Here is a 21,202-nt window from a genome sequence, read left to right as displayed (position 1 = left end):
ACATGTACCCGCATAAATCAGTATCGTAAATTATTGCCACTTTCATAGTTATTTAACTCTAATCTATCTATAAAATTCCTATTCTCACATTATTTCGTTTTATCTGTTAATATGCTCTATATTCTCACATAGGAAAAGAGGTGCTAATAAACTTAGCACCTCTTTTTGTTAAAACATCATATATGATGTGATGAAGTAAACTACCGTAATTAATAGGGACGGAAGAACATAACGCCAAGTCGTTGTGACTCCTTTACGCAACAATGAATATAGTGCTACCCCTCCCATAAACATTCCAAGCATTGCTGTTAATAAATGTGAACTAGAAGCGGCTACTGTAATTGCGCTATCACGATACATCACATCTGTTAATACGAGTAATTGCATATTGAAAAGGTTACTACCTAAAATTGATCCGATAGCTAAATCGTAGTTTGCTAATCTGAATGCAGTATATACCGTAACTAACTCTGGTAATGAAGTCGAAGCTGCAATTAGAAAACTTCCTACAAAGCTAGCATTCAAACCTGTTGATGCCGCAAGCTTATCACCAGTAATTGCCAACATACTACCTGCAAGGAATGTCACAATCGCTGCGATGATAAAACCTACTGTTGCATGTTTCAATGACATATCTGAAACAACTTCATTTTCACTATTAGATCGTGTTGCTTGAGAGTGATTTGAGATCCACTTCGAACCAACTAAATAGATGAACACAATGAAAAGCATATCTAAACCTACACCAAAAATTTCAATCATATTAGGTAACATCAATGATGACGTAATGATAAGAAATAAAATAATTCCTAAACTAGCAGTATATCGATGTTGAATCGATACTTTCTCAAACATTTTATTACGACGATATAGAAAATCAAATACCGCTAAAATTAAAAGGTTAAACACATTACTGCCTAACATATTCCCAACCGCAATATCTGGGTTACCGATAGCGACCGCTGTCAAACTTGTAGTTAACTCAGGTAACGATGTTGCACCTGCAATTAAGAATGTTCCAACGATCATTCCATTTAATGATGACTTTTGACTAATTACATCTCCATATTGATTTAATTTGATTGCTGCGGCAACTACAACAATTGCTGATAAAAGAAATAATAAAACAATCATAAAACCCTCTCCCTTCGATACAGCTTTTCCTATTTTACAACACAAAAAAGCAAGACCTATAAACACGGACAACTAAACAAATTAGGTGTCCACGTAAAAGGTCTTGCGTACTGTGTAAATGAAGCTTAATGAACCGGGTGATTGTTATTCACCGAAATGACGATTCATTAACCGCTATTGCGGTCGCTACTCCCCTTTTCCGTACACTATTCATGATTTAACTTTATCATACGGTGATGTGGTTGTATTGTCAATAAAAATACTCAAACAAGGCTTTTTCCTTACTAGTCATTAGCAATTTGACCCGAAGTTTGTTTTATAATTCATCTAATTTCAGTAATGCCATAGAGTCGATCGAATATTGTTTTCATTACTGACAAACATTATATAGGATGTTTTTAACAAAAAACATATTCCTGTTACCCTTTTTCAATGTTATTTTCTCCATTTTCTTCAAAATACATAAAGCTGTTTTTTTGTGAATTAATTCATACGAAAAAAAATGAAGTATCTTAAAACTTTTTTCCCACAATCTCGTTTAACTAGCTGAGGTGAACAAATTGCTGACAGATAAAGAACTGGTTCAAGAAATTCAATCTGGTAATCAAGAGGCCATGGAAGTTCTCGTGAAACGACATTACAAAACCGTGTATGCATTTGTTTATCGAAAGATTGGTGATAAACATACATCTTATGATCTAACTCAAGAAGTTTTCATTAAAATGATGAAAAACATTAACTCATATACACAAAAGGCAGCCTTTCAAACATGGTTGTTGACCATTGCCGTAAATCATTGTCGAGATTATTTTCGTTCCAAAGCATTTCAACAATCATCTAAAACTGATGAATTTGAAGAAAGTTTTAATACAAGCTCTCATGATGATATTGCTTTTATCTTTGAAAAGAACGAAAATCGGCAAAAGATCAAAAACGCAATTAGTGAGTTACCCGAGTACCAAAGTGAAGCTATCTTATTAAAATACTTTCACGATTTAAAAATCAAAGAAATTGCAGAGGTGACGAATTCGAATGTGTCTACCGTGAAATCACGACTAAAACAAGGTTTAGCAAAACTAAGAATGATTTTAGATGGGAGTGGTTCCTTTGAACAATAAAGAGGATGTAAACCTTCAAATTAATAAAGAACTGGAACAATTTGATTCATTAAATGATTTCTCTGTTGAATTCCCTAGTGAAGAGGACATGTATCAAACGATCGAAACGTTAAGACAATATGTTCCTAATCAGCAAGAGAAAACGATTTTTAATAAGCTATCCGATTTACTTCATTTGTCAGCCATTGAATTTTTCTTCATAGATAAATCATTTTGGTTAAGTAACCTCGCTTTCTTTACACTCGGATTGCTTTTTGGGATGACAGCAGAGGTAAATCCATATGTCGCTATTATGGTCCTCTCACCAATACCCTTCCTTGTTGGATTATTAGAAGTATTTAAAGGTAAGGACGACAATGTCAATGAATTAATTTCAACACTTAAATACTCTGCTCAACAGCTTGTACTGGCAAGGATGGTCATTATCGGAGCGTATAATTTCGGTCTTAGTATCGGATTAATTTCATTATTAAGTTTCTTTGGAGAAGGTCAACTAATTCTTACAAAGATTCTACTATATTGGATAATTCCATTTATGCTTGTCGCTTCACTCGGCTTATGGTTAGCACAGAAGATAAAAGGACAACTAGCCGCACCAATAACTGTACTCATCTGGATTAGTTTCTCAATGATGTACATGAGCAGCGAAACAGTTATGACTTACGTTGAATCAAGACCTAGTTTTTATTATATTTTAACAATTATTTTAGCTGCAGTATTTTTATTTCAGCAAATTAAAACGATTAAACGAGGTGTTTCCTATGAACTTAACAATTGAGAACGTATCAAAACGTTTTGGAGATAAAGTTGCAGTAAGCAATGTATCAGTTGACTTAACCGAGGGGGTGTACGGATTTCTAGGTGCAAATGGTGCAGGTAAAACAACGTTAATGAGGATGCTCGTTACACTACTCAAACCTTCTTCAGGACGAATTTTGTTTAACGGCAAAGATATTGAAGTTCTTGATGAAAAATATCGTGAAATCCTTGGTTACTTACCTCAATCTATCGGATTATATAAAAATTATTCAGCAGAAAAATATTTAATGTATATCGCTGCATTAAAAGGAATTGAAAAGAATACGGCACAAAAAAAAGTTGATGAACTTTTAGAAGTTGTTAATTTAATAGAACACCGAAAACGTAAGATTGGGAAATTTTCAGGTGGAATGAAACAACGAATTGGAATTGCACAAGCGCTCTTAAATGACCCAAAAGTGTTGATCGTAGATGAACCAACCGCAGGACTTGATCCAAAGGAACGGATTCGATTCCGTAACCTCTTATCATCCATTTCAAAGGATCGAATTATCCTGTTATCTACACATATTGTCTCAGATATTGAGTTCATCGCAAAAGAACTACTCATATTAAAAAACGGGGAACTGATTCAAAAAGATAAACCAGCAACTTTACTTGAACATATGAAAGGTATGGTTTGGACGATACGTATTCCAGAGCATGAAGTACAAGCTTTTCAGGAGAAATATAAAGTCGGTAACATTGTTAGAGAAAACGATGAAGTGAGTTTACGAATCATATCAAACCGTAAACCTGATGAAAGAGCAATTGAGGCAACACCTAACTTAGAAGATCTATACTTATCTTACATTGATCAGGAGGTAATGTAATGAAACAAATAATTAAGTTTGAACTAAATAAAATTTTCTCACAAAAAGGTATTTATATCGCAATGTTACTTTTATTTTCCTTGTTTGTTTTGATGCTCGTAAATGAATCTAGAAATATTTCCCCACGACTTGAGACAAAAGCTTACGAAATTAAAGAAGAATTACGCATATTAGCACAGGATTGGGAAGGAAAACTAAACGAAGAAAAGTTCAATGAGGCTTCTCAAACTAGTGATGCACTTTTTGACTATTCTTCTTCTACGAGTGACCTAACACATAAAGAAACAGCTGAACTTTTTATTACTGAGAGTTATATAAGGAATTACAATACAAAATATAAGACAATACCAGAACGAATAAATGAATTAGATGTCGTGTTAAATAAATCTAACAAAAATGAAGTTGCTTATAAAAACGCATTACAAGAAAAAAATATGTTAAATGATTTAAAATTAGATACATTTCAATATAATACAGGACCTAAAACAACAATCGATTTTGTAGATAGTTACTCCTATTTCTTTACTGGGATCATTTTATTGATCGGTTTATCACCGTTATTTGTAAAAGAAGCAACGACTGGAATGGACCAATTAATCTACAGCTCAACACATGGTCGTAAAAAAGGCGTAATTGCGAAACTGCTTGCATCATTCATTTTCTTAAGTTTTGTGATCTTAACGTGGGTTACATTTGACCTATTACTAGTATCATACATGTACGGAAATAGCGGGTGGAGCTCTCCTGTACAATTGTTACAATATTCTTTAGTATACTCACCCTATTCTTTAACTGCATTACAATACTTCTTAATTCAAATTGGGACTCATTTCTTAGCAGGAATTGCATTTATATCGTTAATCTTACTAGTTTCATCACTATCCAAAAATTTACTCGTACCATTTGTTACGTGTGGAGCAATCTTTATTGCACCGATCATTAATATTGGATCACCTTTTTGGGAATATGTACGAAAATATAGCTTTTCTAATTTTATGAAAGGGCCTGGCTTACACGAATTTAATGCAGTAAATGTATTTGGGTTCTCAGTACTTGATCCTATTTTTAACGTCAGCTTACTCATATTGTTCAGTGTTGCTTTAATTATTTTCTTATATAAAACGATCCAAAGGAAACAAATTAGTTAAAATACTCCAAGATTTATTTTAATAACATTTGATATGTTTATAGCTTGTGAAATTTGACAAAATGAACTTGTCCTAAAACACCTAATTCTTTCTATGCAAAACCCAAAATACGAATCTTTAAACCTTGTATTTTGGGTTTTATTATTTTATTTTGAAATAATTATTATAACGTAACACTTTAATCCATATATATCTTAATTCTCTACCAAAATTATAAAGCCTCATCCATTCTCACATTATTGCTCACTTTCATAAGGAGCTTTACTACATTAAATCCTCGTTATAGTTACACATGAAAATGGTAATTGACTTTGTAAATATATCGTACGTTCTACTCCCTCAGTTTCTCCAGGAATCGTTATGCACTGCTCAAGATCTACCCAACCAGTTACATTTGTTACGATTAGATCTGGTTCAATTTCTGTATGTTCAACTGTTGATTCAACATTAATCTTCGTTTGATCAATTTCACACACACTTATTTACCTCCTTTCCAATACTTGTTCAAAATATTGTATTACAATTAATTAATTCTCGTGTGTTTCTTTATCCATACATTTCATTTATTTCTATAAATAGATTTATTAATCGATAGATATTTGACCTTATCTTGAAACAAGACTTCTCAATTTATATATAATCCCTCTTGTAGTTGTCTAACAGGATTGCAAGGCAGTATAGACATATCACTATGTTTAATAGGTGTGTAACTTATTTTTCTTAACTAAATGATAGAAGACTATACAAGCATTCACTTCGATACATATTGTATACAAAGACATTCAATATTGTTAATATCTCTTCACGTATTATCTATTTAACAGTTGAATGTCTGTTTAACAAAGAAGGTGGTGAATGCTATATGTCATGCGATAACTGTAACTTTGGGCCAGCTGAGATTTCGATTGAAAAAACAACGACTCAACGTAGGATTAACGTAGATGATCGAGTTAACGTTGAATATTTCACTGAAACTGGTTGGATTGATGTTGAGAAGTGTGTTTGTTTCAGAGTACCTCGTATTCTTGATTTAAGAACTGATGTTGCTGAGTTATTCATTGAGAAGAAACTACCATATTCTTATATGGTTTTAGGTACTGCATATCAAGAGCTTTTCTCAGAAGGTGATGAAAAGGAAAAGTAATTCTACCCTACGATACTCATCTATAAGTTTAGACAGCCTGACCCTTATCTCGTATAAGGGTCTCTGTTTTTTATCAAACAGACAATTCTAGCATACTAAGCGAATTTACTCTAAATTCACAAAATAATAAGCTCCCTCTTCTAACTAGAGAAAGCCTATTATTAAGTGAAAATGTTCGTATTTTACTCCATCTCACTTTACACTTATTCACTTTTTACATTAAACCTAAACACCCTATTATTAACAAGGTGAAGGTGGATCACATCCGATAAATTCGACTACTAAAGTGACCTGTACAGTGATCGTTTGGCGACCACAATCATCTGTTCCTGATTTGCATTCAACAAAAACCCCAGTGAAATCAAAACAGCCCTCACATGGTGTCACCTGTCCACATGTGAAATCGATGATTTGATTTACACATGTTGTCGTGTCACAACAAACTGTGCACGCTTGAGGTTCTGGGTATAAAATAAACCCATCAACCGGCATTAAATCCCCTACGTTTACGTGCATTCTCGCACATCCTACAAGTCGTACAGCTTGAATAGTTACTGGACAAATTAACTTCCCATTACATGGATTGTCAACTTCTGCTGTTGTTTCAAATGGCTCTAAACAACAATCTAGTTCACTCTTGTCAATTGCGATACAAACTTTATCTAGATCATCTCCAATAACAAACCCATCAGGGACTGTAGTCGTACAACAAAGTGTGATTATGTTATCACATTCATCTGGAGTCGGTGGACAAGGATCCTTCGTAATTTCCCCATGTTTATCAATTGCAAATGATACACTAGGAATCTTTTCAAAATCCACGTTATCATTTACATATTCGCCAATCCTTAAATTTTCTAAATTCAAAATTATGTCTCCTTTCTATATAGGTTGATATAGTATATGAGGTGGTCAAACAATCGCTTGGACTAATTACCAGTATCATCGTTATTAGGACGGACTTATTTTTTAGAGAAACTGTCTTGATTGCTATCTTTCAGTTAGAATGTAGTCTATTTTTGAACGAGGAATCTGAAATCTTTTGAAGAAATAATGAATGAGTTTTTAATTGAATTATTACGAAGCAACTAACTATCAGTAGGAACTAGTAAAACACCTAGATTAATTCCAGCTTCACTTTATACAATGATCGGTAATCAGTCATGCGAAAGCATTTTATGACAGGATTGTTAGCTGCAACCTTATTATAATGAGATTAAGGAGTGAGTCATATGTCTTGGATTACGTCATTACAAAAGGCAATCGACTATATAGAAGAACATTTATTAGATGAGCTTGATATTGCAACTATCTCAAAGCAAGCCAACTCTTCTATGTATCACTTTCAACGAACGTTTTCACTATTAACTGATATACCTGTTGGAGAATACATTAGACGACGACGTTTAACATTAGCAGCAAAAGAATTAGCAAGCACAAATAGCAAAGTGATTGATGTTGCCTATAAATATGGCTACGACTCTCCTGAATCATTCACTAAGGCTTTTCGCAAACAACACGGGATCACTCCAAGACAAGCAAGAAATCACTCTGGAAGATTAAAATCTTATAATCGCCTAGTCATACAGGTGACATTGAAAGGAGCCGAACCGATGCAATACAAAATTGTCGAAAAAGATAGTTTTCAAGTGACAGGTCGTAAAGAGTCATTCTCGGTTGAAAATGATGAGAACTATATTGGAATCCCAAAAATGTGGGATAGAATGAACACTGATGGAACTGTAGAAAAGTTAGTGAACATTAACACTGGTCAACTTAAAGGTTTACTTGGTGTATGTGTTGATTCAAGTAACGAACAATCAAAGCAAATTGATTATTGGATTGCCGTAGCACATAGCGGTGATAAGCATGATGATTTCGATATCCTTAACGTCCCTGCTTCAAAGTGGGCTGTATTTGAAGCACACGGCCCAATGCCACACGCTATCCAAGACGTGTGGAAGAAAATTATGTCTGAATGGTTCCCTTCTAGTGGATATGAACATGCTGGAACACCAGAATTAGAAGTGTACCCAGAAGGAGATATCACATCTTCCGATTATTACTCAGAGGTTTGGATTCCGATTAAATAGTAAACAGAAAAGTATAACAAATACCCTTATGTTGGTATAAGGGTATTTGTATGTGTCTAATTTTTATTAAGTAGATATTTATATTGGCTTCTACACAATTATTGTTAAATTAATAGACCATCTTTTTATAAAAAGATGGTCTATTATGACAAACTAAAATTCATACCCCAAACATAGCTCATAAAATTTTTATTAAACTATTGACTTCATAAAATCAATGAGTTGATCTTCTTGATGAGTACAACTTGCAATTTTGTTTTTACCAACCTTGCCACATTTTTTGCATTTGTGAACAATTTGGTAGCCTTTTTTATTCGAATATTCTAGTTCGATTGGTGCCATTAGTCCACGACACTCACTTGCCCGATCACCTGGTTTGTTATCCATATGTTTCGAATGCAAACAGTAAGGACAATGGTTTCTATAACTACCGTTCGTTAAAGGGGAAATTTGTTCCCTACAATTATCACATTGAAATGCGGTATTTTCCGTTTTTCTGCTCAAGTGCCATACCTCCAAGATTAATTTTTAATCTTTGGAGGCAGGGTTCCGTTTTGTTTTTACTACTATTGTAGCTTCAGGCTTTCTAAGCGAATTGACCAATTCACCGCCAAACTCTATTTAGCGATTACTTCTAGTTCCAACTTCAATTTAGCCTATTTCATCTAAATATCCGGACCACGATTGACTTTGTTAATTTGTATCAACCACTGTAAGACGGACTTCTCCACCTTCCATTAGTAGGTGTTCTACTTAGATCACTGACTTAGGCATTCGTCCCCTGATTTGCACTTTTGCATTTATCATAATTATTCAAAATATTACCACTCCATTACTTGCTATGTTTGAAGAATTCAATGAAAATTATAGCATATTTTTCTAATCCCCAATAAAAGTCAGGCAGATAAAGTAGAAATTGTTTGTATTCATTATGTGTTATATAGTTATACAAAAGCTTTTACTCGTTACACATTTAAATTATTCAACTAAAAGTTTATTATGAAAAGAGGCAGATTTAATGGAAGTTTCCGTACATACGTTAAATGCATTTACTAAAGGGTCAGAAGGTGGAAATCCTGCTGGGGTCGTATTAAAATCTGATTTTTTAACAGAGGAAAAAATGCAAATGATCGCAAAGAAGATCGGCTTTTCAGAGACTGCTTTCATACAAACTTCTCAACATGCAGACTATAAAATCAGATATTTCACTCAAACTAATGAGGTTAATTTATGTGGCCATGCGACTATCGCTTCTTTTCATTTACTGCTGTCAAAAAAGATGATTAAGGAAGCGACATACACGATAGAAACAGGTGCTGGAATTCTCAAAGTTCATATTGCTAACAGCAAAATTTATTTATCTCAAACTCTACCTAAATACTTTGACATAATTGATAAAGAAGAAATTGTTCGTTCATTACATATTCACTCAAATGACTTAGATAAACAACTGCCAATCCAAATTGTTTCGACAGGTTTAAGAGACATTATCATTCCAATAAAAAAGAAATCTATTTTAAATACGATTCATCCAGATTTCAATCTTATTAAGCAGATTTCAAAGAAATATAACGTTGACGGCTACCACTTGTTCACACTAGATTCTAATGATGCTCTCACTGCTCATTGTAGAAACTTTGCACCTATACATAATATCAATGAAGAAAGTGCAACAGGTACTTCTACGGGTGCTTTAACATGTTATTTGCACAAACATAATAAACTACCGATTACTACAAAACCATTTGTTTTCGAACAAGGTTTTGCTATGGGAACACCATCTGAAATCGTCTCAACATTAAAAATAAATAAACAAAATGAAATTGATATGATAGAAGTTGGTGGTATGGCAACCTATGTGAATGTAAAACATATGACGATTTAATTGAGCTTGTTACCTCACCTTTTAATCTTATATTGGTAATGTGTTTGGTCAAAATCTGCATCGACAATATGAACATTACTACGTTCTTTCGTCGTACTCTCATCTAAAAAGAGAAAACCAATTAAGCTGACAATAACGATACAGATAATTGTCACACAAATAAATAGAACAAATGCAAATAAACCTTCATTATTAAAAGATTTCATTAGCGGTGCTCACCTTCTTTGAACATGACATTGTTACACTATATGAGTTTCATTATTTTGATGTTCTCAACAAGTACAACTAACCTATCAATGCAATAGTTCCTCACAACAAATAGGCATCATCTGAAGTTTGAGATGATGCCTATTTAGCAACTTTATTCAGTCAATATGAACAAACGTAAGTAACTACCCTTTACTTGTCTCAATATTTCTAACAGTATAATTGCATTGTTTGCACGTATAAATCACATTTTGGTTCGATTGAGCAGTTAACACATCTTGCAATGGACTTACCTCTTTGCACTTTGGACAGATGACTTCTGGAATCATCATCATTCCTCCTTTTCTTAGTACTATCTGCTTTATCCTCACATTTGATACTTTTCTAAATTTTAATTATGGAATTCCCCTAAGCAAAATACTTGAAAGTCAACAAAGGTCAAAGTATAATGAAAACACAAAGTCAAAGATAGTCAAAGTCAAATCAAATGTTCTTATCTTACTAAGGAGGTTATACAGATGAAATGTAATCATTGTAATCAACGAGAAGCAAACTTAGAAATTCGCTTTAACATTCAAGGTCAAAAGGCACATATGCAGCTGTGCCATACTTGTTATAACGAAATAAAACAGGAACTGTATTCATCTAATGGGCAACCACCTTTCAACAATGGGTTCAGTAGTTTTAATCCCTTCTTTACAGGTAATGAACCTAATTCACACAACATGAAACAAAGTATGAACACGCAGCAACAACATGGTAGAAATGGCGGAGGAATACTTGATAGTTTTGGTCGCAACTTAACAGATGCTGCAAAAGCAGGGCTAATTGATCCAGTAATTGGACGAGATAAAGAAATTGCTCGTGTAACTGAAATTTTAAATCGACGCAATAAAAACAATCCAGTGCTTATCGGTGAACCAGGTGTTGGTAAAACTGCAATCGCAGAAGGTTTAGCGTTAAAAATCATTGAAGGAAACGTCCCAAGCAAAATTCAAAATAAAGAAGTATACTTACTAGATGTCGCCTCTCTCGTCTCTGATACTGGCATTCGTGGTCAGTTTGAAGAACGAATGAAGCAATTAATTAGTGAATTACAACAACGAAAGAATGTCATTCTCTTTATTGATGAAATTCATCAACTCGTTGGTGCAGGTTCAGCACAAGGTTCGATGGATGCTGGAAACATCTTAAAACCGGCACTTGCTCGTGGTGAATTACAAGTACTTGGTGCAACAACGTTAAAAGAATACCGTGACATCGAAAAGGACGCAGCATTAGAACGCCGCCTCCAACCTGTCATGGTTAATGAACCGACTGTTGAAGAAACGATTACGATCTTAAAAGGGCTACAAGATAAATATGAACAATTCCACGAAGTCTCTTTCAGTGAAGAAGCAATTGAAGCGAGTGCAAAACTTTCACACCGCTACATCCAAGACCGCTTCTTACCTGATAAAGCAATCGACTTAATGGATGAAGCAGGTTCGAAGATGAACCTTCAAACAGGTGGGTCTATTGATGAATCGATTCAATCAAGGTTAGATGATTTAGCGAAGGAAAAAGAAAAATGTGCAAAAGAAGAAAACTATGAACGTGCAGCAAAACTTAGAAAAGAAGAAATCGAACTTGAAAAGAAATTAACTGCAGATTCAAATTCAAATAAATCAACAATTACAGTTGAAGACATTCAATATATTATCGAAACGAAAACTGGTATCCCTGTTCGCAAATTACAACATGACGAACAAGCAAAAATGAAAGACTTAGATAAGAAATTAAATGCAAAGGTCATTGGACAAGAGGAAGCTGTACGTAAAGTAACAAAAGCAGTACGCCGCAGTCGTGCTGGCTTAAAACAAAAAACTCGCCCAATTGGTTCATTCCTATTTGTCGGACCTACAGGTGTTGGTAAAACAGAGCTTTCAAAGTCGTTAGCTGAAGAGTTATTCGGTGATAAAGAAGCAATGATTCGTCTTGATATGAGTGAATATATGGAGAAACATAGCGTATCGAAATTAATCGGATCTCCTCCTGGATATGTTGGTCATGATGAAGCAGGACAATTAACCGAACAAATCCGTCACAAACCTTATAGCATTATTTTACTTGATGAGATTGAGAAGGCACATCCAGATGTACAGCACATGTTCCTACAAATTCTTGAGGATGGACGTTTAACAGATAGTCAAGGCAGAACGGTAAGCTTCAAGGATAGTGTCATCATCATGACAAGTAATGCAGGTGTACAAGAGAAGAAAAAATCGCTCGGTTTTACAAGTGAGAATTATGAACAAGAAAGTACGATTCTTGAATCACTTGGTGCTTTCTTCAAACCTGAATTTTTAAATCGATTTGATAACATCATTGAATTCAATGCATTAGAGCAAGAACATCTTATCAAAATTGTTGATCTACTTCTTACTGACTTGAATGAACAACTGACAGAACAAGAAATTGAGATTACGTTTACAGATGAAGTGAAGAAAGACATTGCTAAGCGAGGTTATCACCCTGCATTTGGTGCACGTCCACTACGCCGTGTTATCCAAGAGCAACTTGAAGATAAAATTGCTGATGTGTTGTTAGATACAGAAGGTCACGTTCATACATTAGTGGCAGATGTTACTGAAAATGAAATAACCATTGCAGAGAAATAAAGAGAAACTTCCATCAGTGGAGGTGTTCATTCACCCACCACTGATGGTTAGTTGAACCAATAAGGTAATTACTGACGCTTATACCTCAAGGGTAGCACTAAAGCCCTCTCCCACTTAAACTTTGTTGATTTCCCTAATTTTTGAAGCGGGAGTCTTAGCGTCAGTTGAAACGTGATAAACGTAACGACTATAATTCAAACATTTTTTGAAGAAGATAGATAAAGCAGATATAATGCTTTATCTATCTTTTTTTGTTTTACATATACTCCCCTCTATTAATTGCTCTCGATTTTGTTGAAATCGTATCTCTTCATTTAATACTATCAAATAAAATGAAACTTCCATCATTGGAGGTTCTCCTTCATCCTTGAATGATGGTTATTTGAACCAATCAGGTAATGACTGATGCTTAAACCGCAAGGATATGACCATGGTCCTCTCCCACTTAAACATCGTTGATTTTCCTAAGTTTTGATATAGGAGTCTTACTGTCAGGTAACAAGTGATAAAAAATTTTTAACCTTTTTAAATCTTTTTTTATTCATTCTCGTTAAATATAGTGTAAACGAACTTATAAATTGAAAGGATAGTGAACAAATTATGAAAAAGAAAAAAGTAATGTTAATCGGAGTCTTATCTATTATACTTATAGCTTCATTTGCAGTTTATAATAAAGTCTCATTTGAGAAATTTAAAGAAGAATTTAAGCAAGATTGTACTGCAGATGGGTTATACTTTGAAGCAGATGGACGCGACCTGTTTTGCACAGATATACCACCTACAAATGAATAATTTAAATAAACAGCCCTCAGTAACGAGTACTTCTACGCTACTGAGGGTTAATTTTTATATTTACTAGTTATATGTTTTTTTGCAGTTAAAATGATAAATCTGCCTATGTAATGTACATAACTTAATCGTATAGATTGAAAACTACTTACTTCATAAGTATTCTTCATAAAAAACCTAGTTTTATCTTGTATGGTAGAATTGATATAAACACAAAAAAAGTAGGTCTGAACATGGAGTTTTTAACCGATAAATTAATTATTATCGCTTTATTTATTTGTATTATTCATTGCATCGAAACTTTAGCATATGCTGTAAGGCTGTCAGGTGCTAGAGTTAAAATGATTGCTTCAGCACTATCTTTATTTAACGTAATGGTTATCGTTTCTCGACTAGCAAATATGATGCAACAGCCTTTTACAGGTAGTTTAATTGATACTGCTCCATCAGAAAATACGTTACACTTCGTTGAAAATCAATATCGGTTTCTTATCGGCTCTTCCACATTTGGAACGATATTGGGCATTATATTATTACCCACTTTTATCGCATTATTTTCAAGAGCAATTATTCATCTATCAGAAGCAAGAGGATCGATTCCAGTCATCATGAGAAAAGGGCTATCCTATGAGTTTGTTAAACGTGGGGTCAAACATATTAACTTACCGAAGTTATCTCACTTAAAAGACTTTACTCTTACAGGGATTCCAAAACGATTGTTTGTAGTGAATATGCTTATTACAGCCATTTATACTATAGGTGTATTATCAGCACTATATGCTGCACTATTAGCACCTGAACGAGCAACAACAGCAATTATGGCATCTGGACTCATCAATGGAATAGCTACAATACTTCTCGTTATCTTTGTTGATCCAAAAATCTCCGTTCTTGCTGATGATGTCGTCAATCAACGTGGTAATTATATGGTACTTAAAAATGTATCAATCATGATGATCACATCTCGATTGTTAGGAACGTTACTTGCACAAGTTCTATTTATTCCAGGTGCGATTTATGTTGCGTGGTTCACGAAGTTTATTGTGTAAATCACTGAACTCTTTATTAAATTATAAAAGCTTATACATACTAATTAGGCCATATTACTCGTAGTTGTTTTGCGAATGATATGGCCTGTGATTTCATTGTAATTCAAAGTAAATATCCTCTGAATGCCATTTCCCATTGTATAACGACTCAATTTTCAATGGTCGTTTCTCGATTGACTTTCTAATATATTCATCTGGATAATAATCCGCATTACGCTCTGAAATAAGATTAATTTCTTTTCGAGAATTAGATAATCTCTTTCCTGTTGTCGAAACATAACCTGCAATAGGATCAATCCATTCATACTTAATTCTATCTACTTCCTCATCTTCAACATAAGTAAAATCTACAAATGTTTCGTGTTTTTGTTTCTTCTTATCTACTAGTAGATGAAGCTCAGCTTGCCAATGAAGTGATGAACCATCTGCTATATAGTGAAAATACGTTTTCTCCATGCTCATCACAACGACAACAATGAAAACAATTACTATCATTACAGCTATCTTACCTTTCAATATTCCCCCACCTACTTCAATCAAATGTTAATCTCTCTTTAGAATTTTCATCCCTCTCCATATGCAATTTATGGTACACTTAATGTCGTTATATCTTTATAAAGGAGTTCATGTAGGATGATTAGGTACGCAATTTCTTTAGGTCTAGTATTTATTATTAGTTTAATTATGAGTTATCTTGAATATGGTTTGACGTTAACTCTGCTTGTTTCCTTTTTAATCATATCATTTGGGATATTCCTTCCTTATTATCACACAATTTTCCAACAAAAAAATGTTACAAAGATTGAAAAGTTTCTAATACGTAACAAAAAGCAGCCAATTTATCAATTTTACTATGCAATTGCAAATGAATTAGATGATGAAATCGAAGCTTCACTTGAAAAAGTATTAAAGAAGCAAAAGCTTGCACCGAAACGTGCCATTATTGAGGTTATCTATCACCTTTACAAAAAGGATCGACGAAGTGCTAAGGAAAAGATCGAGCTCATTGAGAACCCGTTACTAAAAAAGTATTATGAAGCGAGTATTCAAATTGATGAAAGACGTTATCGTGTTGCAGAGCCCATGATTAACGAGCTTACACAAGATTGGATGAAGGATGCTCTCTACTCTGAAATTGCACTAAAAAAACAAAACCGTAAACAAGCGATAAAACATGCAAAGGCAGCTTATGAAAACGCAAAAGGGTTACAAAAATATATGCTCTATAAATCATACACTCGTGATTTCCCTGAGCTAACATTGTAAACTGATCATTACCTCTCAAAGCTACATCTTCAATTGATAACATATGATATACAAAAAAAGAAGAATCTAATGAGCATATTAGATTCTTCTTTTCTTTTTTATTATATAACGTGCAACGCTAAACGATTAACAGCAACGTCACACTATTTGAACATGAACACCCTTTAATACAACTAATAAACGATGAATATATCGATTTGAGTATAAACCTTGAGCTTACAATTGATGAAATACTACTATAGAAACATTGATTGTTAGCGAAATATTCTATCATTTCTTTACACGATCTCTCCTATCCTCTACAATTAAATTATAATTTGGTTATTTTTGAAAAGGGAGGCAATAAAATGAAAGCGATTGCACCAGTTGATTTAGGATATGGGATTTCTTTAATTGAAGACTTTGACTTAAAAATTGAGGGGCGTACAGGTACATATGTTATCCATGATGAAGAGCTAACCATTGTTGAAACTTGTGCAAGTCCATCTGTTCCATATATCATTCAAGGTTTTGAAGATTTAGGGTTAAAGCTTGAAGATTTACGTTGGATTATTGTGACACACATCCACCTTGATCACGCAGGTGGAGCTGGTTTGTTATTAGAAAAGTGTCCAAATGCTAAGGTTATCGTACATCCTCGTGGTTATCGTCATCTATCTAATCCAACTAAATTAATTGCTGGTGCTCGTGCTGTCTATGGTGATAAGTTCGATCAGTTATTTGATCCTATTGTACCAATCCCAGAAGAACAACTAATTGCAAAGGATGATGGTGAAACATTATCAATTGGAGACCGTACACTTACATTCTATAATACTCCTGGACATGCAAACCATCACTTTAGCATTCATGATTCAAAAAGTAACGGCATCTTCACTGGAGACACAATTGGTGTACATTATCCTCAATTAAGAGAAAACAATTTGAACCTTTATTTACCTTCAACATCACCTAATCAATTTGACCCAGAGGCAATGTTAGCTAGTACAAAGCGCATCGAAGAATTAGGAGTCGATCGCATTTATTTTGGTCATTACGGTGTAAGTGAAGAGCCACATGAAGTTTACCGTCAAATTCGTGAATGGTTACCTCTTTTTGTTGAAGCAGGTGAAATGGCTGTCACTCAAACTGACGATTTTGAAACGATCTATATAAAAACACGTGAGCACCTTACTCATAAAACAATGTCATTTTTACACGAAAAGGGAATTGCTAACGATCACCCTGTCTATAAAATACTAGAACTGGATATCAATGTTTGTGCGATGGGGCTCGCTGATTATGTGAAGAAGAAAAAAGCAACAGTCTAAAAAGTAGCTTTTACGTATTGGATTTTTTAAACTACCTAACTTAAATTTCTTTCTTATCTTTAAACAAATAAAAGAGATGGTTCACATGTACCATCTCTTTTATATTTGCGGTTCATCTTCTGAAATGACATATTCAGCAATGCGTAAACCATCCTCAAGTTTCTTAATAATAAGCCCTTCATAATGATCGAGCCATGTTGTTGGGCCATCAGAACGTGCGGGAACAAAATGATAGATGAGGATTTGATCTTCGGTTTGCTTCACCATCGTGTTTTCTTCAAAGTTGAAGTTTGGGACATATAATGCCATCATATCCGTTCCTAATGCAATCCATCCTTCTTCAAATTCGAACGTATGATATTCCATAAATTGTTTTGTATAATCGTTGGTGAAATATGGAGCGAGAAGACTCTCGATTTCCTTCTTCGAACGATACTCGTCATGTAGTCTTATTTGAGATTCATTAGCTTGCTGTAAAAATGTCTGGATGTCGTCGCTATTAATTTGCTCTGAAGGTAAAGCATGAATCACCGACTGTCCACTAAGTATTGCAACGATGCAAAGAAAACCTAAAAATAATTGCCTCATCTTTCCCCCCACTTTCCTCTATTTCTTCGCTAATCCTCTATAGATGGTATATCTCTAACACTAGACTGTACTTCAATATTAATTGGAACAATCGTATCTTCGTTATTGCATATTGGACAAGGCGCTAATTCTTTCATAATGATACAACAATCTTTACACGTATAATACATACTCATACTCCCCTTCATCTGTCTCCTCTTCCTGTTATTATAAATTTTAACAGTATAATGTATGATTTTTAATAAATTTCGTTCGTAAAATAATTGCATCTTTAGACAGGTTGTAAGGAGAATTTTATGATTCGTATCGAATTTCGTGTTTCCATTGTTTTTATGAGTAATATACACAATTAATTAGTCATACTTCTCGTTTCTTCTACAATGAGATACACTAGTAGCAATCACACTTATGACGTTACAAGTGATTCATTCAACATATTATTCCGTTGTCAATGATGATATGCTTCACTGATGAAAGGTTATTTCAATCATATACGACAATTCAACATAATAAGTTACAATGAAATGACAATCTAATCTTCTGCAACAAAAAAGAAGCCCATCAATTTGACAGACTTCCTTATACACCACCTTGTGCCATTAAATAGGCAACATAACCTAATATAAGAACAATTCCAATTATATAAGCTAAAAACACTGGATTTCTCATAATATGATGGGATCGTACGACTTTGTTCACTTCTCCATCATACTCTCCTTTTACTCGATCGACCTCTTGACCTATCTTAAACGTATACACTAATGAAACGAGTGATGTCAAAAAAATCAATAAGAGAAATACATATACATATTGGCTCATACCTTCACCTCTTTGTATTTCTTATACGTTACTGTTACCTTTCCACAAAAAGTATGAGCTTATACACATTGCTATTACAGCAATTCATCTTTTTTAAAAAGATAATTATAAGAAATATCGATAAAAATATAATGGCCTCGTTCAATTGGATAAGAGAAGGTTCGAATGACATCACCCGTTTCAATATCACTATATAGATCAGATAAAATGCCACGTTGTTCAATGCTCATTCGCATAATATTTTGCAAAAAATAAGGTCGCCAACTCCAGTTTCGATCATAATACTCAGGCTGAAGCTTCCATTCATCATATTCTTTAAAAATATTCTCTGATTTTTGGAACCCGTTCCCATCACAAACATAAATACGAAAACTTTCATCATGAAGTGCTTCCGCAATTTTATTAATTAAATCATGATAGTTAGTTGTCCCACATTTACCACAAACAGATTTCACTTTCTCTTCTAATACAGAAGTTACCTCATGTTGCACTTGTAATTTCTTCTTTTCATGTAAAATAAACTGCTCGAAGCTTTGCTTTAATTGCTGCTTTTGCATTTTTTCATCAATGAAAGTTGGTTCTGGATTTCCTAGAAAATACCCTTGATAATAACGTCCACCATTACGCCATGCATATTGAAGTTGAAATTCAGTCTCAATATCCTCATACATCAATTCCGCACCAATCTTCCTTGCAAGCATCGATATAGAAAAAAGCACATCTTGATACGTTCGTACTTCTCCTGTTTGCTTCAACATTTGTAAGTCAATCTTCAAAATATCTGGATTTAGTAAACGTAACCGATCTAAATTACTTCCATCCTTTCCAACATTATCGATTGCAAGCTTGATTCCATACGTCTTAAAATACGAGAATAAGTGGTTCAGTTGGTCAATATCCCCTATGAAGTCATGCTCCGTCACTTCAATAACGATACGGTTAAGAGAGATCCCTTCTTCACGATAATGTAGTAAAGTTTTTCTCAGTGATTCTCCATGGTCGTTCATCAAAAGGTTCGCATCACGATTAATGAACAACATTACGTTCTCATTTTGTTCAGTTAACAATTTCTTTAACGCTTTATTAAGTATTAAATCATCTACCTCTAATCGATATTCATCTGGAACCGACTCATCATGAAAAAATGACCCTAAACTTCGTATGATCGCTCCATCATGAATACGCCCAAGCACTTCATAACCAACAACGATGTGTTCATCTGCACTATAAATTGGTTGAAAGCAAGGAAACGCTTGATCTTTATTTGTCAAAATATCTAACGGGTCCATGTTCCACACCTCTTCCGCTGCCATACTATTAACGTTTAACCTTTATTTTATCACAACTTCCAAATACTTTAATAATAAATCAGCCATGTATACAACATAATATGATTAAAAGGCAGATCATAACGAAAAAGCTGACACATGTAAATAAATTGCATCAGCTTAATTAACTTATTTAAATGTAAATAATACAGTTATTTTTATCCATTTAAAATTGTTCCACCATTTACATGAATCGTTTGTCCTGTTATGTAAGAAGATTCATCAGAGCCTAAAAATACATAACTTGGAGCTAATTCTTCTGGCTGACCAGCTCTCCCCATCGGTGTATTTGTTCCAAATGTTTGAACTTGATCTTCTGGAAATGTAGAAGGAATGAGTGGTGTCCAAATTGGTCCTGGTGCAACAGCGTTTACACGAATTCCTTTGCTCGCAAGTGATGTCGAAAGTGAACGAGTAAAGGAAACGAGTGCGCCTTTTGTAGATGAATAATCAATTAATGTTGGATGTCCTTGATAAGCAGTAATTGAAGCCGTATTAATGATTGTACTACCTTCCTTCAAATGTGGTAGTGAAGCATTTGTTAAATAAAATGCCGCGAACACATTTGTTCGAAACGTCTTCTCCATTTGTGCTGATGTAATGTCTTCAAAATTTTGCTGTGGATGTTGTTCTCCTGCATTGTTAATTAAAATATCTAATTTACCAAACTTATTAAGCGTTTGTTTCACTACATCTTGACAAAACGATTCATTACCGAGGTCACCTCTAATGAGTAAACACTCTTTCCCTTCCGCTTCTACCTCTTTTTTCGTTTGCTGTGCATCATGATCCTCATCTAAATATACGATCGCTACATTTGCACCTTCCTTCGCATAATGGATCGCAACAGCTCTACCAATCCCGCTATCACCACCTGTTATAAGTGCAACTTTATTTAATAGTCTGTCACCACTTTTATAATCACTATCCTTATAAATTGGCTTAGGTGTCATTGCATCTTCTTCACCTGGTTGCTTTTTTAAATGTTGTGCAGGCTGTCCATGTGGGTAAAATTGTTCTTTTGTCATCGTGA

24 protein-coding genes are annotated in these 21,202 nt (G+C 34.1%); 12 read left to right on the top strand and 12 right to left on the bottom strand.

Annotation, left to right across the window (positions count from 1 at the left end):
* Window positions 1-168: 168 nt before the first annotated feature.
* Complete coding sequence (locus BFG57_RS02105) at window positions 169-1,134, bottom strand: sodium:calcium antiporter (RefSeq protein WP_069715809.1); 966 nt, start codon at window positions 1,132-1,134, stop codon at window positions 169-171.
* 551 nt (window positions 1,135-1,685) lie between these two features.
* On the opposite strand from BFG57_RS02105, the gene BFG57_RS02100 reads away from it, so the two are divergent.
* From BFG57_RS02100 to BFG57_RS02085, 4 genes are read left to right on the top strand one after another with little or no spacing between them, the layout of a single operon-like run.
* Window positions 1,686-2,252 (top strand): RNA polymerase sigma factor, encoded by a 567-nt coding sequence (locus BFG57_RS02100; protein ID WP_342670268.1) that lies wholly within the window; start codon window positions 1,686-1,688, stop codon window positions 2,250-2,252.
* Window positions 2,242-3,030 carry a hypothetical protein gene (locus BFG57_RS02095; RefSeq protein ID WP_069715807.1) on the top strand — a complete coding sequence of 263 codons (789 nt, stop codon included), beginning with the start codon at window positions 2,242-2,244 and terminating at the stop codon, window positions 3,028-3,030. The genes BFG57_RS02100 and BFG57_RS02095 overlap by 11 nt, the downstream gene beginning before the upstream one ends.
* Window positions 3,014-3,883 carry an ABC transporter ATP-binding protein gene (locus tag BFG57_RS02090; protein WP_069715806.1) on the top strand — a complete coding sequence of 290 codons (870 nt, stop codon included), beginning with the start codon at window positions 3,014-3,016 and terminating at the stop codon, window positions 3,881-3,883. The genes BFG57_RS02095 and BFG57_RS02090 overlap by 17 nt, the downstream gene beginning before the upstream one ends.
* Window positions 3,883-5,031, top strand: coding sequence for a hypothetical protein (locus BFG57_RS02085; protein WP_069715805.1), 1,149 nt, complete (start codon window positions 3,883-3,885; stop codon window positions 5,029-5,031). The genes BFG57_RS02090 and BFG57_RS02085 overlap by 1 nt, the downstream gene beginning before the upstream one ends.
* Window positions 5,032-5,300: 269 nt before the next feature.
* Here BFG57_RS02085 and BFG57_RS02080 read toward each other — a convergent pair whose 3' ends face one another.
* Complete coding sequence (locus BFG57_RS02080) at window positions 5,301-5,507, bottom strand: hypothetical protein (RefSeq protein ID WP_069715804.1); 207 nt, start codon at window positions 5,505-5,507, stop codon at window positions 5,301-5,303.
* Window positions 5,508-5,893: 386 nt separating this feature from the next.
* Here BFG57_RS02080 and BFG57_RS02075 point away from each other — a divergent pair, with 386 nt between their 5' ends.
* Window positions 5,894-6,175, top strand: coding sequence for a hypothetical protein (locus tag BFG57_RS02075; RefSeq protein WP_069715803.1), 282 nt, complete (start codon window positions 5,894-5,896; stop codon window positions 6,173-6,175).
* Window positions 6,176-6,415: 240 nt separating this feature from the next.
* On the opposite strand, the gene BFG57_RS02070 is transcribed toward BFG57_RS02075, so the two are convergent.
* Window positions 6,416-7,042, bottom strand: a complete 627-nt coding sequence (locus tag BFG57_RS02070; protein ID WP_069715802.1) for a hypothetical protein — start codon at window positions 7,040-7,042, stop codon at window positions 6,416-6,418.
* A gap of 365 nt (window positions 7,043-7,407) precedes the next feature.
* On the opposite strand from BFG57_RS02070, the gene BFG57_RS02065 reads away from it, so the two are divergent.
* Window positions 7,408-8,268, top strand: a complete 861-nt coding sequence (locus BFG57_RS02065; protein WP_069715801.1) for an AraC family transcriptional regulator — start codon at window positions 7,408-7,410, stop codon at window positions 8,266-8,268.
* Window positions 8,269-8,460: 192 nt separating this feature from the next.
* Here the strand turns inward: BFG57_RS02065 and BFG57_RS02060 are convergent, their stop codons facing one another.
* A complete protein-coding gene (locus BFG57_RS02060; RefSeq protein WP_083249016.1) occupies window positions 8,461-8,772 on the bottom strand; it encodes an RNHCP domain-containing protein in 312 nt (103 codons plus the stop codon).
* A gap of 514 nt (window positions 8,773-9,286) precedes the next feature.
* Here BFG57_RS02060 and BFG57_RS02055 point away from each other — a divergent pair.
* The gene (locus BFG57_RS02055; RefSeq protein WP_069715799.1) at window positions 9,287-10,153 is read left to right on the top strand and encodes a PhzF family phenazine biosynthesis protein; all 867 of its coding nucleotides are present in this window, start codon (window positions 9,287-9,289) and stop codon (window positions 10,151-10,153) included.
* A gap of 14 nt (window positions 10,154-10,167) precedes the next feature.
* Here the strand turns inward: BFG57_RS02055 and BFG57_RS02050 are convergent, their stop codons facing one another.
* Together BFG57_RS02050 and BFG57_RS18510 are read right to left on the bottom strand one after the other, a co-directional pair.
* Complete coding sequence (locus BFG57_RS02050) at window positions 10,168-10,359, bottom strand: hypothetical protein (RefSeq protein ID WP_069715798.1); 192 nt, start codon at window positions 10,357-10,359, stop codon at window positions 10,168-10,170.
* 186 nt (window positions 10,360-10,545) lie between these two features.
* Window positions 10,546-10,689 carry a hypothetical protein gene (locus tag BFG57_RS18510; RefSeq protein WP_175428244.1) on the bottom strand — a complete coding sequence of 48 codons (144 nt, stop codon included), beginning with the start codon at window positions 10,687-10,689 and terminating at the stop codon, window positions 10,546-10,548.
* Window positions 10,690-10,878: 189 nt separating this feature from the next.
* Between BFG57_RS18510 and BFG57_RS02045 the strand changes: the two genes are divergently transcribed.
* From BFG57_RS02045 to BFG57_RS02035, 3 genes are all read left to right on the top strand, one after another.
* Window positions 10,879-13,020 carry an ATP-dependent Clp protease ATP-binding subunit gene (locus BFG57_RS02045; RefSeq protein WP_069715797.1) on the top strand — a complete coding sequence of 714 codons (2,142 nt, stop codon included), beginning with the start codon at window positions 10,879-10,881 and terminating at the stop codon, window positions 13,018-13,020.
* Between the two features lie 600 nt (window positions 13,021-13,620).
* Window positions 13,621-13,812, top strand: a complete 192-nt coding sequence (locus BFG57_RS02040) for a hypothetical protein (protein WP_069715796.1) — start codon at window positions 13,621-13,623, stop codon at window positions 13,810-13,812.
* Between the two features lie 230 nt (window positions 13,813-14,042).
* On the top strand, window positions 14,043-14,858 hold the full coding sequence (locus BFG57_RS02035; RefSeq protein ID WP_175428249.1) for a lipid II flippase Amj family protein: 816 nt from the start codon (window positions 14,043-14,045) through the stop codon (window positions 14,856-14,858).
* A 93-nt stretch (window positions 14,859-14,951) separates the two neighbouring features.
* On the opposite strand, the gene BFG57_RS02030 is transcribed toward BFG57_RS02035, so the two are convergent.
* Entirely contained in the window at window positions 14,952-15,374 is a 423-nt protein-coding gene (locus BFG57_RS02030; RefSeq protein WP_069715795.1) for a hypothetical protein, read from the bottom strand.
* 117 nt (window positions 15,375-15,491) lie between these two features.
* Between BFG57_RS02030 and BFG57_RS02025 the strand changes: the two genes are divergently transcribed.
* Together BFG57_RS02025 and BFG57_RS02020 are read left to right on the top strand one after the other, a co-directional pair.
* Entirely contained in the window at window positions 15,492-16,124 is a 633-nt protein-coding gene (locus tag BFG57_RS02025) for a hypothetical protein (protein ID WP_069715794.1), read from the top strand.
* Between the two features lie 347 nt (window positions 16,125-16,471).
* Window positions 16,472-17,434: an MBL fold metallo-hydrolase gene (locus BFG57_RS02020; RefSeq protein ID WP_069715793.1), complete on the top strand. Its 963-nt coding sequence runs from the start codon at window positions 16,472-16,474 to the stop codon at window positions 17,432-17,434.
* Window positions 17,435-17,533: 99 nt separating this feature from the next.
* On the opposite strand, the gene BFG57_RS02015 is transcribed toward BFG57_RS02020, so the two are convergent.
* The 5 genes from BFG57_RS02015 to BFG57_RS02000 form a co-directional block, all read right to left on the bottom strand.
* Window positions 17,534-18,022 carry a DUF3993 domain-containing protein gene (locus tag BFG57_RS02015; RefSeq protein ID WP_069715792.1) on the bottom strand — a complete coding sequence of 163 codons (489 nt, stop codon included), beginning with the start codon at window positions 18,020-18,022 and terminating at the stop codon, window positions 17,534-17,536.
* 29 nt (window positions 18,023-18,051) lie between these two features.
* Window positions 18,052-18,192 carry a hypothetical protein gene (locus tag BFG57_RS18760; protein ID WP_175428248.1) on the bottom strand — a complete coding sequence of 47 codons (141 nt, stop codon included), beginning with the start codon at window positions 18,190-18,192 and terminating at the stop codon, window positions 18,052-18,054.
* A gap of 409 nt (window positions 18,193-18,601) precedes the next feature.
* Window positions 18,602-18,841 (bottom strand): hypothetical protein, encoded by a 240-nt coding sequence (locus BFG57_RS02010; RefSeq protein ID WP_069715791.1) that lies wholly within the window; start codon window positions 18,839-18,841, stop codon window positions 18,602-18,604.
* A gap of 74 nt (window positions 18,842-18,915) precedes the next feature.
* Window positions 18,916-20,130, bottom strand: coding sequence for an EAL domain-containing protein (locus BFG57_RS02005; RefSeq protein WP_069715790.1), 1,215 nt, complete (start codon window positions 20,128-20,130; stop codon window positions 18,916-18,918).
* Window positions 20,131-20,327: 197 nt separating this feature from the next.
* Entirely contained in the window at window positions 20,328-21,197 is an 870-nt protein-coding gene (locus BFG57_RS02000) for an SDR family oxidoreductase (RefSeq protein ID WP_069715789.1), read from the bottom strand.
* Window positions 21,198-21,202 lie beyond the last annotated feature (5 nt).

This window comes from Bacillus solimangrovi (assembly GCF_001742425.1).
Taxonomy (GTDB): Bacteria; Bacillota; Bacilli; order Bacillales; family Bacillaceae_N; genus Bacillus_AV; species Bacillus_AV solimangrovi.
This window is presented reverse-complemented; position numbering and strand designations above follow the sequence as displayed.

What these genes read in the sequence shown, in the direction of transcription:
- BFG57_RS18510 (WP_175428244.1), bottom strand. Translation starts at nt 10,689, where the DNA reads ATGATTCCAGAAGTCATCTGTCCAAAGTGCAAAGAGGTAAGTCCATTG.
- BFG57_RS02105 (WP_069715809.1), bottom strand. Translation starts at nt 1,134, where the DNA reads ATGATTGTTTTATTATTTCTTTTATCAGCAATTGTTGTAGTTGCCGCA.
- BFG57_RS02015 (WP_069715792.1), bottom strand. Translation starts at nt 18,022, where the DNA reads ATGAGGCAATTATTTTTAGGTTTTCTTTGCATCGTTGCAATACTTAGT.
- BFG57_RS02050 (WP_069715798.1), bottom strand. Translation starts at nt 10,359, where the DNA reads ATGAAATCTTTTAATAATGAAGGTTTATTTGCATTTGTTCTATTTATT.
- BFG57_RS02005 (WP_069715790.1), bottom strand. Translation starts at nt 20,130, where the DNA reads ATGGACCCGTTAGATATTTTGACAAATAAAGATCAAGCGTTTCCTTGC.
- BFG57_RS02000 (WP_069715789.1), bottom strand. Translation starts at nt 21,197, where the DNA reads ATGACAAAAGAACAATTTTACCCACATGGACAGCCTGCACAACATTTA.
- BFG57_RS02010 (WP_069715791.1), bottom strand. Translation starts at nt 18,841, where the DNA reads ATGAGCCAATATGTATATGTATTTCTCTTATTGATTTTTTTGACATCA.
- BFG57_RS02065 (WP_069715801.1), top strand. Translation starts at nt 7,408, where the DNA reads ATGTCTTGGATTACGTCATTACAAAAGGCAATCGACTATATAGAAGAA.
- BFG57_RS02075 (WP_069715803.1), top strand. Translation starts at nt 5,894, where the DNA reads ATGTCATGCGATAACTGTAACTTTGGGCCAGCTGAGATTTCGATTGAA.
- BFG57_RS02045 (WP_069715797.1), top strand. Translation starts at nt 10,879, where the DNA reads ATGAAATGTAATCATTGTAATCAACGAGAAGCAAACTTAGAAATTCGC.
- BFG57_RS02035 (WP_175428249.1), top strand. Translation starts at nt 14,043, where the DNA reads ATGGAGTTTTTAACCGATAAATTAATTATTATCGCTTTATTTATTTGT.
- BFG57_RS02020 (WP_069715793.1), top strand. Translation starts at nt 16,472, where the DNA reads ATGAAAGCGATTGCACCAGTTGATTTAGGATATGGGATTTCTTTAATT.
- BFG57_RS02055 (WP_069715799.1), top strand. Translation starts at nt 9,287, where the DNA reads ATGGAAGTTTCCGTACATACGTTAAATGCATTTACTAAAGGGTCAGAA.
- BFG57_RS02085 (WP_069715805.1), top strand. Translation starts at nt 3,883, where the DNA reads ATGAAACAAATAATTAAGTTTGAACTAAATAAAATTTTCTCACAAAAA.
- BFG57_RS02040 (WP_069715796.1), top strand. Translation starts at nt 13,621, where the DNA reads ATGAAAAAGAAAAAAGTAATGTTAATCGGAGTCTTATCTATTATACTT.
- BFG57_RS02090 (WP_069715806.1), top strand. Translation starts at nt 3,014, where the DNA reads ATGAACTTAACAATTGAGAACGTATCAAAACGTTTTGGAGATAAAGTT.
- BFG57_RS18760 (WP_175428248.1), bottom strand. Translation starts at nt 18,192, where the DNA reads ATGTATTATACGTGTAAAGATTGTTGTATCATTATGAAAGAATTAGCG.
- BFG57_RS02025 (WP_069715794.1), top strand. Translation starts at nt 15,492, where the DNA reads ATGATTAGGTACGCAATTTCTTTAGGTCTAGTATTTATTATTAGTTTA.